Below are 13,651 nucleotides of genomic sequence, written 5' to 3'. Positions count from 1 at the left end.
TCAGAAACTTTGAAATACTTCGCTTTATTATCCATTTTCCTTAATTCTTTTAATTTTTATGCTCAAAATGAATCAAGCATAAGCACCTATTATAAATGGTTTGACTCTATCATAGACATAAGTAATACAAATTTACTTAATGGTATTGAATTCAAGGAAAAGTATAGGACCATAGAAGATAACAATCAATATTTTTTGACGAAACAATTTTTGCCTGGATATGTTGTTTACGATGGACAACCTTACTATGACATTCCTATGAAATATGATATTCATAGTCATGAATTAATTATTAAGCTAACGAATAAAAATGGTTATTTCGCTATTCAATTACTAAAAGAACATATTGAAAGTTTTCAAATTGACAACCATCGATTTATAAATAAAAGTCAATTAGTATCAATGGCCACTTCTGATAGCTACAAAGGTTTTTACGAAGTTTTATCTCGTAATCAGAATTTATCCCTATTCAAAAAACATATAAAAAATATTCAACAACGGAGAAACGATAGATTTGCTTACAGTGCTTTTATTTATAAAAACGAATTTTTGATCCATTATAAAGATAAAATTTCCAGTATAAATTCTAAAAAAAATCTAATACAATTGTTTCCCGAACAAAAAAAAGCCATTAATGCGTTTTATAAAAAAAATAGAGTTTTAATGAGATTCAACTATGACAAATTTCTGGTTAATCTAATGGGATATTTGAACAATTTATTAAAAACAACATAGGGATCAATGAAATATACTATAATAATCTTATGTGTTTTAAGCTTTAATTTTTCTTTTTCACAAAACCAAAACGATCAAAAAATTTCATTGCAATATGAAAATTTAAGTAAACATGACATTATAAAACGTATCGAAGAGCTAACTAATTATCGTTTTTTCTTCCTTGAAGAATGGATAGATGATATGCAGCTTTCCGCTCAATATAATAATGTTTCTATAAAACATATATTAAATGATATCTTTGGCTCAACGGATATTAATTATTATATAACCTCAGATAACAATATTATCTTAACGCAGAATAGTTTAATTAATAGTACGCTACCTAAAGACTTTTTTAATGATACGGAAACTAATTCTTCTACAGAAGAATACGCATCACCAATATTATATACCAATCCTTCCGTATCTGAAAATGACTTCGATCAAACAGTAAGAATTGGAAAAGAGAACGGTAGGTCGAAACAACAAACTTATACCCTATCCGGATATGCAAAGAATACAAAAACTAAGGCTCCTATTGCCAATTTAGTCATAGTGACTACTGACAAAAAAATAAGTACACAAACTGACGAAAATGGTTATTATAGAATCAATTTACCGTATGGTGTAAATTATATTGAAACGCAAGGTATGGGACTTTCTGGTTCTAGAAAAAGAATTATAATGTATAGTAATGGTCGTTTTAATTTTAATTTAAAAGACGAAATTGAGGTTTTAGACGAAATCCTTATTGAAGCAAACAGGGATAAAAATGTTAAAGAAGCTTTAACGGGAGTTTTACAAATAAAAACCAAAGAAATAAAGACTGTCCCTCTTGTTTTGGGAGAGCGGGATATTTTAAAAGTTGCCACGACCCTTCCAGGTATAAAAACAGCCGGCGAAGGTGCTTCTGGTTACAATGTTAGAGGTGGAAAAGAAGACCAAAACCTTATATTATTAGATAACGGCGTACTTTATAACCCTTCTCATTTTTTTGGAATCTTTTCTGCTCTAAACCCATTTACGTCTGGAGATGTCAATATTTATAAAGGCAATATTCCAAGTGAATTTGGAGGGAGGCTCTCTTCTGTTTTTGATATTAAAACTAAAAATGGCAATACCGAAAAACTTTCAGCCGAAGCCTCTATCGGACCAGTGACCAGTAATGTTTCAATGGAAATACCTGTAGTTAAAAACAAGTCTTCTTTGATGGTTGGAGCCAGAGGTACTTATTCTGGATGGATTTTAAAATCATTGGATGACAAATCTTTAAAAAATAGTCAAGCCTCTTTTTACGATCTCGTTGGAAAATATCACCATAAAATAAATGAGAATAACACTATAGAAGCCACTGGTTACTATAGTAAAGATGCTTTTAGTATTACATCCGATTCTTTATTTAGTTATAGTAACAGACTTATGTCTCTTAAATGGGATCATACTTTTAATGAAAAACACCTTGGTAATTTTATAGTTTCTAACAGTCAGTATAAATTTAATATTGAACTTGATGGTAATCTTGATAAAAATTTCGATTTAGGTTACCGTGTAAACGAAACCGAGTTTAAAATAAGGATGAAATACCTTATGAACAAAAAATATAAGTTTGATTATGGTATGGCCAGCAAATTATATACAATAAACCCAGGGAGTATTAATCCTAAAGGGACTGAGTCTATTGTTAACGCTGTTGAAATCCCTAAGGAAAGTGCTTTGGAATCTGCGCTATATCTTTCAGGCAATTTTGAACTAAACAAGAAACTATTACTTAATTTAGGCATACGATATTCTATGTATGCAGCACTTGGAGAAGCCGAGCAGCGTATTTATCAGGATAATTCACCCAGAAATATTGGTTCTTTGTTAGAAACTAAAGAATTTGGTAAAAATGAAGTTATTAAAACCTATGGAGGTCCTGAGTTTAGAATGTCTGCAAGATATTTTTTAGGTCCAGATCTATCGATAAAAGGGGGGATTAATACAACGTATCAATACATTCATACCCTAACTAATAACACTACGGTGTCCCCAACAGATACATGGAGACTATCTGATACAAACATTAAGCCCCAGCAAGCAACTCAATTTTCTTTGGGTATTTATAAAAATATAAGCCCTTATGAATTTAGTATAGAAGGTTATTATAAAAAGTCTAAAAACATTCTTGATTATAAAGTGGGCGCTGATTTAATACTAAATGAAACTATTGAAACAGAAGTGTTACAAGGTAAAGGAAAAGCCTATGGTATTGAATTTTTAATGAGAAAAACGAAAGGAAGGCTTAATGGTTGGTTAGGATACACTTACTCGAGATCTTTTATTAAATTAGCAAGTGAATTTCCCGAAGAACAGGTTAATGGAGGTAGTTTCTTTCCTGCTAATTATGATAAACCTCATGACATAAGCCTGGTAACAAATTATAAACTAACCAAACGCTTTAGTTTATCATCCAACTTTACCTATCAAACTGGAAGACCTGTAACATTTCCTACGGGTAGCTATATTTTAAATGGTGTAGAGCGTGTTTTATATAGTGATCGTAATGAATTTAGAATTCCGGATTACTATAGGTTAGATCTGGGATTAAATATTGAAGGAAACCATAAAATTAAAAAACTGGCTCATAGTTTTTGGAATATTTCAGTTTATAATGTATTAGGTAGAAACAATCCATATTCGGTATTCTTTGTAACAGAAAATGGTAAAATTCAAGCTTATCAAAGCTCAATTTTTGCTATTCCAGTACCAACAATAACCTACAACTTAAAGTTTTAATTAGTTTATGAAAAAAGCAAAGCCTCATATTATTTATATGATTTTAATAAATGTTCTAATTAATAGTTGTATAGATCCTATTGATGTTGATAGTAATGTATTAGAAAATGCCATAGTAATTGAAGCAATTATAACAAATGAACTTAAGCATCATCAAATAAACTTATCAAGAACATTTGACCTAGATAAAGACGAACCTTCTCCCGAAATTAATGCTGAAGTAAAAATTATTGATGCCTCACAAAACGTATATAATTTTAATGAAGATACTCCTGGCAAATATATTTCTACATCAGAATTTGCAGCAGAAACTGGCAATACCTATCAGTTATTTGTAACAACTGGAGCTGGTGATTCATATACATCCAACCCATTACCTTTAACAAGTGAAACCCAAATAGGAGATGTTAATATTGCAGTAGAAACTAATGAAGATGGTGTTTTGGGAGTTGGCGTATTTGCAAATAGTTTTGATTCTTCTGGAAATTCCAGATATTACCGCTATGAATATGAAGAAACCTATAAAATAGTAGCTCCCTTCTGGAATAGGTTCGACGCTATCGTTGTATCCCCTACAGAAGTTGGACTAACTCCAAGAATTAAAGAAGAAAAGGTTTGTTATGGTAGCGCATTGTCTACTGGTATTATCCAAACAGAAACCAGTGGTTTTTCTGAAGATCGTGTAACGCAAAAACTCGTTAGATTTATTCCGGTAGATAACCCTATAATTACGCACCGGTATAGCGTTTTGATAAAACAATATGTACAATCGTTGGAATCGTATACGTACTTTAAAACACTTAAGGAGCTATCAGGCTCAGAAAGTCTCCTCTCTCAGAATCAACCCGGATTTATAAGTAGTAACATATTTTCAGAAAAGAACCCTAATGAAAAAGTGCTAGGGTTCTTTGATGTATCTTCGGTCTCGAGCAAACGAGTATTTTTTAATTTTCGAGATCTTTTTTCAACCGCACAACGTCTTCCTCCTTATTTCGTAGCCTGCGACTTTTTCGCACCGCTTGATAATGACAGTGACATTTCTTTAATTAAAGCTATTCAAGCAGGAAGTTTTAAATATTACAGACAAAATTACATTTTTGGATCGCCGCCTGTAGTTCCAAATGGAGGGCCTTATGTCTTAGTTATTCCGGAATGTGGAGATTGTACAACCATTGGAACTAATGTGGTTCCTGAGTTTTGGATAGATTAATTTATATATAAAATGCAAAAATATTTCTCAATAATAATAGTTTTCTTTTTTAGTAACATCTACTTAACTAGTGGACAAACTTTACTTAACGAAGATCAAACAGCGATATATAACAAGATACCTCAAGAAAAAATATTTGTTCATTATAATGCGTCGCTTTTATTTTCCGGGGATTATTTCTTTTATAAAATTTACAACATTAATTCTCAAACAAAAGAACTGAGTGACCTAAGCAAAATGGCTTATATTGAATTAATTGGAGTGGATAAAAATTTCGTTTTCAAACATAAAATCAGTTTAGAATCTGGTGTAGGACAAGGCGATTTCTTTATACCAACATCTGTCCCTACTGGAAATTATAAACTAATAGCATATACCCAATGGATGAAAAATGTTGGGAATCGTTATTTTTTCCAGAGCGATGTTAGCATTATTAATCCGTTTCTCAAAAATCAAAATTCAATTCATATAAAAGCACCAAATTCTATTACCAATGAAACGTATCATTCAAGTGAAAATAAAATAGATAATACCAATAAACATATACATTTAGACATAAATGCAAGAAATTTTTCTAAAAGAGAAAAAGTTATTTTAAACATTAAAACCTTGATGAATGAAGCCTTATTTGGTAGTTATTCGATTTCAGTAAGAAAAAAAGATTCTATAACGACTCCCAATCAACCAAGTGCTAATTCATTTGAACACATTTATTCTAACATTATAAAATCGAAAACTTTATCAGATAAAAAACCTATTTATCTGCCAGAACTCCGGGGAGAATTAATTAGTGGCACCGTTTTTATGAAAAACACTAATGAAAATATACCTTATAAAACTGTGAGTATGTCTATTTCTGGTAAAAAACCTGTTTTTAAAACATCAACTACCAGTAGTTCCGGAACTTTTTATTTTAATTTAGATAAGACTTATGAGGTTCTTAATGCTAATCTCCAAGTTATAGATGAGGAACATGAAAACTATAAAATTAAAATAAATCAATACCCGCCTGTAAATTATGACGGGCTTGTTTTCAGTGATTTTAAAATTAGTTCTGAAATGAAAGAATTAATCACAGAACATAGCATAAATAACCAAATAGAAAATGCCTATTATAATGTTAAAAAACATAAAACGAAACAAAAAGAAAGTATCATACCATTTTATAGCGGACAAGAGACCGTTTATAATTTAGATGACTATACACGTTTTAAAAGCGTTAAAGAAACTATTGTTGAAATAGTTAATAAAGTTTGGATTGAGGAAAAAAAAGGAGTTAGTACATTTAGATTAAGAAACGAAAACCCCAATGATAAAAATTTACCAATTTTAGTTATTACAGACGGTCTTTTAGTTTTAAATCATGATGACTTAGTTTCTTACGATGCAAGAAAAATAAAAACAATAAGCGTCATTAATACAAAATATAAATATGGAGGTCATACTTTCAAGGGGATTATTTCTGTAGAAACCTTTAAAGGTGATTTTAATAATAATATTTCAGGTAACTATACTAAAAGCATCACGCTTATAAGACCTCAAGATAATAAGGATTACTTTAATCAAGAATATGATGATACGAAGTCATTAAAACGAATTCCTGACTATAGAAGTCAATTACTCTGGAACCCTAACCTTACGATAAACAAAAAGGATAACACCGTTACTTTTTATACCTCAGATTATGTTGGTGACTACCAAATCAGTATAGAAGGTTTTACCAAAGGAGGTATACCTATTTCTTTAAAAGAAACTATAAGTGTTAAGTAAAACTAGAGTTAGGATTAATAAAGTAAATTCTTTCCTCTTTTTAATAATTTACTCTTACTTGTAATATATTGGGTTAACAAAGGCATCCCCTACTTAAATCAATTTATAACAACGACATGTTTTTTTTAAATAATTATTGTATATTTACATAAGCACTTATATAAATATTAATATTATGGATGCATTACGTGGTTATGGTGAATTAGGATTAGGATCCAGACTTAAAAGGGTGAGTGAATATATGATGAAAGAAACACAATTAGTTTACAATCATTTTAATGTAGATTTTGATCCCTACCTGTTTCCGATATTTAAAATAATAGCTAACAAAAAAGGGGTGACAAATTCTGAAATACAAAACGCTTTACAATTTACACAACCCGCCATAACTCAGGCTATAAATAAACTAAACGATAAGGGTTTGATTATCTATCAATCAGACAAATTAGATAAACGAAAAAAAATAATTCATCTATCAGATAAAGGACACCACACATTAAAAAAATTAAAACCTATCTGGAAAAGTATTGATAAAGTGATTAAAGAATATACTTTGGAAAGTTCTTCTTCCTTAATAGAACATTTAAATATTTTGGAAAATAAACTTAACGCTAAAAGTTTTAGTAATGCAATCATTAATGATGTTAAAATGAATACAACAAAAGCCCTTGAAATTATTTCTTTTAATAAAAAATTCGCTAAAGACTTTTATGAGCTAAATGTTGAATGGTTGAAAACATTTTTTTATATAGAACCCTATGATGAAGAAGTTTTAAGCAAACCTGAACAATACATTATTAATAAAGGTGGTCATATATTTTTTGCGAAACTTAATAACCAGATTGTTGGAACCGTTGCGCTTATGCCTATAGGTAATGCTGGGCTTTTTGAGTTAACAAAAATGGCTGTTTCTCCTAAACATCAAGGTTATAAAATTGGCCAACAGCTTATGCAACACTGTATTGATTTTGCAAAGTCTATTGGTCTTCCTAGCCTTATACTCTATTCAAATACAACTTTAGAAAATGCCATTTATATATACAAAAAATATGGATTCATAGAGAAACCGTTAGAACCTAATACACCATATAAACGAAGTGATATTAAAATGGAATTAACGTTTTAAACTAGTCTTCAATACCTTCTAAATCAAAAATAAAGGCGTAGGTTAAAGCTAATCTTTTATAACGTTCAAACCTCCCGGATGCACCTCCGTGACCAGTATCCATGTTACAATCCATCATTAATAAATTGTCGTCTGTTTTCAATTCACGTAATTTTGCAATCCATTTAGCTGGTTCCCAATATTGTACCTGACTATCCCAATAGCCTGTTGTAATTAAAATATTAGGATATGCTTTTGCTTCCACATTGTCGTAAGGCGAATACGATTTCATATAATCATAATATTCCTTATTCTTTGGATTTCCCCATTCATCAAACTCAAAAGTAGTTAACGGTATCGTTTCATCCAGCATCGTCGAAATAACATCAACAAAAGGAACCGCTGCAATAACACCATTCCATAAATCGGGAGCCATATTTAATATGCCTCCCATTAATAAGCCTCCAGCAGATCCTCCGTAGGCATATAAATGTTTACTACTGGTAAATCCTTCATTCACTAAATATTTACCAGCATCAATAAAATCTGTAAACGTATTTTTCTTTTTAAGTAGCTTACCATTTTCATACCAATCCCTTCCCATTTCTTGTCCACCGCGTACATGTGCAATTGCATAAACAAACCCTCTATCCAGTAAACTTAATCGGGACGAACTAAAAGTGGGCTCTGTATTGTTTCCATAAGAACCATACGCATATAATAACAATGGTGTTTCTCCATTTCTTTCTAGTCCTTTTTTATAGACCAGAGAAATAGGAATTTTTGTTCCGTCTGCTGCAGTAGCATATAAACGTTCTGATCTATAGTTATCTGTTAAAAAATTGGGATCTAGTACGGCTTCTTGCTTCAACAATACTTGCTCATTAGTCTCCATATTATATTCTAAAGTACTATTAGGCGTTGTTAAAGAACTATATCTGTAACGCAAAATTGGGGTGTCAAAATCTAAATTAGAAGTTGTAGAGGCATAATAAGCAGGGTCTTTAAACTCAATATAATGGTCATTTTCTCCATTCCAAAGCATCACTCGAATAGCTCTTAATCCATCTTTACGCTCTTCTGAAACTAAATAGTTTTTAAAAAGATCCATGCCTTGAAAATACACATCATCTCTATGCGGTATAACATCTACCCAATTTTCTTTTTCTGTTTTGTTTATAGGCGTCTTAACCAGCTTGAAATTTTTAGCACCCATATTGGTTCTAATATAAAAATGATCTTCAAAATGATCAACACTGTATTCCAATCCTTTTTCTCTAGGTTGAATAACCTTCCATGCTCCATCAGGCGTATTAGCATCTAAATATCTGTACTCTGTAGCTAATGTTTGAAAGCTACCAATCATTAAATAGGCCTCCGATTTTGTTTTAAAAACACCACATCTATAGGTGTCGTCCATTTCTTCATAAACAACAACATCTTCAGACTGATTCGTACCCAAAACATGTTTTAATATTTTATTCTGACGTAATGTTTGTGGGTCTTTAGTCGTGTAAAAAAGGGTTTTACCATCATTTGCCCAGGTCGCACTACCTCCTGTATTACTAAGTTTATCTTTTAATAATTGACCTGTTTCTAAGTTCTTAAAATGAATTGTGTATTGACGTCTAGAAACTGTGTCAATACCATAAGCTAACATCTTATTATCAGGGCTAACTGATTGCCCTCCAAAACTATAATAAGAAAATCCTTTTGCCAATTCCGGCCCGTTAAGCATAATTTCTTCTTCTGCATCTTCTGCTATTTTTTTTCTACAATACAACGCATAGTCTCCGCCTTCTTCAAAGCGGCTGTAATACGAATATCCTTTGTGGTTTACAGGTACAGACTGATCATCTTTTTTAATACGATCCACGATCTCGTTATACAGATTTTCTTGAAACATATTAGTATGCGCCATGGCTTTCTGCAAATAATCATTTTCGATATTTAAATAGCTTAGAACGTCTTGAGTTTGTGCATCTGGTGTTTCTGCATTTTTTTGTTCATCGCTTAGACGCATCCAAAAATAGTTATCGATACGTGTATCATCATGAATGGTCAATGTTTTAGGAACCTTCTTTGCTTTAGGAGTTTGAATGGCTAAATAAGGTTTCTCATTTTTGTTTGATTTACAAGATGAAAACATGGTTGTAAGAGTTATAAATGTAAGTAGAATACGCTTCATTTCGATTAATTTTTGGTATTATAAAGGAACGAAAATTAGTTCTTAAGGTTATGTTAAAGTTTATATTAGAAAATATAGCCTAAATCTAAAGTAGAGTGGTTTAATAGTCGTTTTGTAAATGCTTATCTAAGGCATCACAATACGCAATATCTTTACTACAAAGAATACTCAAAGTTTCAATTAATAGTTGATTCAACTCCTTATCATTAGGTCGAATAGCATAAGCTAGATTCAATTCGGAATACGCCGCTACTATTCTATGTTGTTTTAATCTATTTTTTCCAGAATTCAATAAAAAATTAAAAGCCATATTGTCTTTATCCGTTTTATAAATGGCTATTTGCTTTGATCGCTCATTTGAATAAACAACAAAATGCTTGTAACAAGAATTTAATATTATAGCAAAACCAATCACCGTAGTAATAGTCAAAAACCCAACTAATATTTTATTTTCCTTAATACTCGGTTTTATTGTAAAAGTTCTTGAATATTTAGGAAGCGCTGTGAAAGATGATATTCTTTCTTTTACATAAAGTTTTTTTCGTGGATTTCTGGAATAAATCCATTTTTGTAGTCCGAAACCCATATAACCTCCCATGATAATACTTTATTTATAGGTCTGAAATATGATGTAAATGTTACGGAATAAACTAGAATTAACTTAAGTGATAAAGATTTTTAGAAATAAAGAGTAGTACCGAAGCGAAACAACCTGTTGTAAAAGAAATCAAATTATAGCTTATCAAATCTTTCTTTTTAATTTTATAACAATCTAAGGTCACTTTCTGATGATTTATCATTAATAAGAATAACACTATTACTGTTTCAAAAACAATCAAAAAAAGAAGATTATTAAAATCATCTTCAAAAGACTGAAAAAACACATTGCATATTAAAAAATAGAAATAAAGATTTATAAAAATCCATCCAATTTTCTTTATCAAAAAAACACCGATTAAAGGAAAAACAAGAAACAATGTGGTTTTAAAAGCATTCATAATTGCAAATGAATGCCATGAAAAATCATCTCCTGTCACTTCAAAAAATTTATACATTCTAATTGACTCGAAAATTACTGAGCTTATAAATAGAGTCAAAATCGCCCCATGAATTAGATATACTAACTTGAACTTCATTAATTCATGAAATAATAAAATGAAATAAAAAGAGTCAAAAAAAGAATAAAAAACAGTAAATAGTCTTTTAATTTATCTTTTTTAATATTACTTCTTATTCCTGCTTTTAACCTTTCAAGTTCTGATGTTCTTAAGTTTGGAGAATTAAATTCAAGCTTTTTCCCATACCTTTTGTTGAGCAGTTTTTTTTTATCAAACTTACCACTAGCTTTATCTTTTCGCTCATTACGCCTTTGTAAAACAGCTTTAAAATGTCCTGAACCACCAAGTCCTAGCATATCTCTTTAATTTAATTAACCGCCTTCAAAGAATCAATCTGTTTCTGTAATCTTTCAATTTCTTCAGCTTTTTTCTTATCCAGAACTTGTTTTGGTAAGACATTATTTGGAATCTCCATTATGGAGTCTTTTACAGCCTCAGCGATATCTATTTTTTTAGTCGCTTCGGTAAAATAATAACCAATTCCTTCACTAGCTCTCCAGGCTTCATTTAATTGATCATAAACGGTTTTATTCCATTGACTTGGGTGTTTTACATCTATCCAAACAACATCTCTATATTCACTATCTATCAATGCTAAGTCTGGTGTCGCTGAACCGTCAAAACTATCAGAACCTTCTCTTATGGCAGATATAGTCCCTAAGAAAAACATACGCTTTCTTCCTGCAATATCTTTAATATATGGCCTAAACTCAACAGGTTTATTCACTGACCAATCAAACTCTTTACGGGATTCAATAACTTTTAAAGGCATCGCAGAAACCCCAGCATATCCTTGTTTCTTTGAGGCATGATCATAATAATAAATCTTATCCGTCCCATCTGCGGGAATAAAAACACTAAAGGTTAAACTGGTGCGCTCATCCCCTACTGGTTCTAAGCCAAACCAATGATACAAACCACTATAAGCATCAGAATCGGTATCAGAGAAATCAAAATCAGTTACAAATGGTTGCTGATTCTGATCGTCTGGTAAATCGGGAATTTTAACAGCCGTTTCCATATTCCATGGTAATGGGTCGCTAAACCCTCCTAAAAACTTTAAAGACTCCGCTTGTAAACGCGATACTTTTTCTGCTAATGTGTTTTGTTTTGTGAGATAAGGGTGGTTCTTCATCTCATCAGGTCTTATATAAGTCCCTTTTCCTATTAAAATACGCTCTATATAATCATTAAAATCGTGTTCACCATTCTCAATAACCATGACACCTCCAAAAGTTGGATAGGGAAACAAAAAACCTTTCCATTTAATTAAACTTACTACCTCTACCCATTGACCTGTATCATTTTTCATGTAATAGGTGTCACTAGGTTCCATGGTGAATAATTGAAAAAAGTTAAAACGTTGTACCACCGCATTATAGGTGTTTCTGCTAAACTTTAACGATTCTCCTATTGAAAAGGTTACAGGAATTCTATTCTCGTTAGAAAATCTCGGAAATGGTGTGGTGCTGGATACCGCAAAAACTTCTTCGGTATTATCAGTCATACCTTGCCACATATATTTTTCAGTAGGTTGAATAGCCATCGTCCATTTATTCTCATCCCCAATTCTTACTAAATGTGGCAATGAGACATCTTTTGTTTCTCCAACACTTTCATTTGCCATAGAAAATACATTTCTCAAAGGTTGGATTCTTTCGTTTTGTGTTAGAGGTAGCTCATTAATTTCAGTTTTATTTAGATTATTAAAAACATTGTATGTTTTCATATAATCATACATCTTAAAGTGCCAGCCTAACACATATAAAATTCCAAAGAAAACAACTAACAGGCCTAAAATCCCTAAACGTCTACCTGTACTTGCAGAACTTCTAAATTTCCTTAAACCAAAAAATAAAACAATGGCACTTAATAAAATGATGAAAATAAATTTTCTAACAAATAATAAGGCTGGTTGATAATCGTCACGTAAAACAAATAATGAGATAAGTAAGATTAATGCAATAATTATTGTTGTAATCTTTTGACGTTTTCCTCTATTCCAGTAGTTTTTAATCATTTCTTGTATTTTGTCATTCCTGCGAAGGCAGGGATCTTATTATACTATAACGTTTTTAAAGTGGATTCCTGCCTTTACTTCGACAAGCTCAATATGACTGATTAACTTTTTTTGTATTTATAATTATATAGTCAAAACTTTTACTCACAAAAGCCCTTTATCCTTCAATCGTTCTCTGGCACTCTTCTCATCTCCTTTAGGTTTTTCCTTCATTTCTTTTTGATCTTCAACTTCTTCAGCATCTTTAGTTTTTAAATCTTCAATAAAGTCTTTTCCTTTTTCAATAGTATCATGTACAATGTCTTCTAAGGAATCTGATTTTTCTTCAATGACTTTACCAGATTTAAATACAAAATTTGCCAAATAAGTGCCGGCCAGTGTACCAACAATCATAGACGCAAATATTGAAATGGTTGCGATATCTATTGGAATTAAAAAGCGGGTAATAACAATACCTATTAAAAATAGAAATCCAATAAAAATTAATCGAACTAAGAATGTTTGCTGATATACAAAACCTTTTTTATCAGTAGATTTCATTTGTAATGCTTTCGAATTAAAAATTTTATTAAAAAACCGATATAAACCATTACTATGAGACTCTCTCCAATATAGAAAGGCTCCGAAAAATATAGCTGCAATAAAAATTATTAAATCTAGTCCCATGTTATCAAAGTTAGAAGTACGAAATTAGAAGCTTGAAGTTTCTTACTCATACTTGTTAATTGTTTTTGCCATACTGAACTTG

10 protein-coding genes are annotated in these 13,651 nt (G+C 31.0%); 5 read left to right on the top strand and 5 right to left on the bottom strand.

Annotated features, from left to right (window positions below):
* The first annotated feature begins 9 nt into the window (after positions 1–9).
* The 5 genes from Q4Q47_RS15985 to Q4Q47_RS23730 all read left to right on the top strand — a co-directional run bounded on the left by Q4Q47_RS15985 (position 10) and on the right by Q4Q47_RS23730 (position 7,598).
* Positions 10–735 (top strand): hypothetical protein, encoded by a 726-nt coding sequence (locus Q4Q47_RS15985; RefSeq protein ID WP_303307639.1) that lies wholly within the window; start codon positions 10–12, stop codon positions 733–735.
* A gap of 6 nt (positions 736–741) precedes the next feature.
* Entirely contained in the window at positions 742–3,492 is a 2,751-nt protein-coding gene (locus tag Q4Q47_RS15980) for a TonB-dependent receptor (RefSeq protein ID WP_303307638.1), read from the top strand.
* Between the two features lie 7 nt (positions 3,493–3,499).
* Entirely contained in the window at positions 3,500–4,702 is a 1,203-nt protein-coding gene (locus Q4Q47_RS15975) for a DUF4249 domain-containing protein (RefSeq protein WP_303307637.1), read from the top strand.
* 12 nt (positions 4,703–4,714) lie between these two features.
* Positions 4,715–6,472 carry a hypothetical protein gene (locus tag Q4Q47_RS15970; RefSeq protein WP_303307636.1) on the top strand — a complete coding sequence of 586 codons (1,758 nt, stop codon included), beginning with the start codon at positions 4,715–4,717 and terminating at the stop codon, positions 6,470–6,472.
* A 175-nt stretch (positions 6,473–6,647) separates the two neighbouring features.
* A complete protein-coding gene (locus Q4Q47_RS23730; protein ID WP_331497743.1) occupies positions 6,648–7,598 on the top strand; it encodes a bifunctional helix-turn-helix transcriptional regulator/GNAT family N-acetyltransferase in 951 nt (316 codons plus the stop codon).
* Between the two features lies 1 nt (position 7,599).
* Here Q4Q47_RS23730 and Q4Q47_RS15955 read toward each other — a convergent pair whose 3' ends face one another.
* The 5 genes from Q4Q47_RS15955 to Q4Q47_RS15935 all read right to left on the bottom strand — a co-directional run bounded on the left by Q4Q47_RS15955 (position 7,600) and on the right by Q4Q47_RS15935 (position 13,569).
* The gene (locus Q4Q47_RS15955; protein WP_303307635.1) at positions 7,600–9,765 is read right to left on the bottom strand and encodes a S9 family peptidase; all 2,166 of its coding nucleotides are present in this window, start codon (positions 9,763–9,765) and stop codon (positions 7,600–7,602) included.
* Positions 9,766–9,865: 100 nt separating this feature from the next.
* Complete coding sequence (locus Q4Q47_RS15950) at positions 9,866–10,363, bottom strand: hypothetical protein (protein WP_303307634.1); 498 nt, start codon at positions 10,361–10,363, stop codon at positions 9,866–9,868.
* A 537-nt stretch (positions 10,364–10,900) separates the two neighbouring features.
* Positions 10,901–11,179, bottom strand: a complete 279-nt coding sequence (locus Q4Q47_RS15945) for a hypothetical protein (RefSeq protein ID WP_303307633.1) — start codon at positions 11,177–11,179, stop codon at positions 10,901–10,903.
* Positions 11,180–11,190: 11 nt separating this feature from the next.
* The gene (locus Q4Q47_RS15940) at positions 11,191–12,903 is read right to left on the bottom strand and encodes a hypothetical protein (RefSeq protein ID WP_303307632.1); all 1,713 of its coding nucleotides are present in this window, start codon (positions 12,901–12,903) and stop codon (positions 11,191–11,193) included.
* A gap of 144 nt (positions 12,904–13,047) precedes the next feature.
* Positions 13,048–13,569 (bottom strand): hypothetical protein, encoded by a 522-nt coding sequence (locus tag Q4Q47_RS15935; protein WP_303307631.1) that lies wholly within the window; start codon positions 13,567–13,569, stop codon positions 13,048–13,050.
* Between the last annotated feature and the right edge of the window lie 82 nt (positions 13,570–13,651).

This window comes from Flavivirga spongiicola (assembly GCF_030540825.1).
Taxonomy (GTDB): Bacteria; Bacteroidota; Bacteroidia; order Flavobacteriales; family Flavobacteriaceae; genus Flavivirga; species Flavivirga spongiicola.
Note: the sequence above shows the minus strand (reverse complement) of the source record. Positions and strands in the feature narration are given on the sequence as shown.

Excerpts from the sequence above, each read along its gene's own strand:
- Q4Q47_RS15980 (WP_303307638.1), top strand. The coding sequence starts at position 742 with ATGAAATATACTATAATAATCTTATGTGTTTTAAGCTTTAATTTTTCT.
- Q4Q47_RS15975 (WP_303307637.1), top strand. The coding sequence starts at position 3,500 with ATGAAAAAAGCAAAGCCTCATATTATTTATATGATTTTAATAAATGTT.
- Q4Q47_RS15970 (WP_303307636.1), top strand. The coding sequence starts at position 4,715 with ATGCAAAAATATTTCTCAATAATAATAGTTTTCTTTTTTAGTAACATC.
- Q4Q47_RS23730 (WP_331497743.1), top strand. The coding sequence starts at position 6,648 with ATGGATGCATTACGTGGTTATGGTGAATTAGGATTAGGATCCAGACTT.
- Q4Q47_RS15955 (WP_303307635.1), bottom strand. The coding sequence starts at position 9,765 with ATGAAGCGTATTCTACTTACATTTATAACTCTTACAACCATGTTTTCA.
- Q4Q47_RS15950 (WP_303307634.1), bottom strand. The coding sequence starts at position 10,363 with ATGGGAGGTTATATGGGTTTCGGACTACAAAAATGGATTTATTCCAGA.
- Q4Q47_RS15945 (WP_303307633.1), bottom strand. The coding sequence starts at position 11,179 with ATGCTAGGACTTGGTGGTTCAGGACATTTTAAAGCTGTTTTACAAAGG.
- Q4Q47_RS15940 (WP_303307632.1), bottom strand. The coding sequence starts at position 12,903 with ATGATTAAAAACTACTGGAATAGAGGAAAACGTCAAAAGATTACAACA.
- Q4Q47_RS15935 (WP_303307631.1), bottom strand. The coding sequence starts at position 13,569 with ATGGGACTAGATTTAATAATTTTTATTGCAGCTATATTTTTCGGAGCC.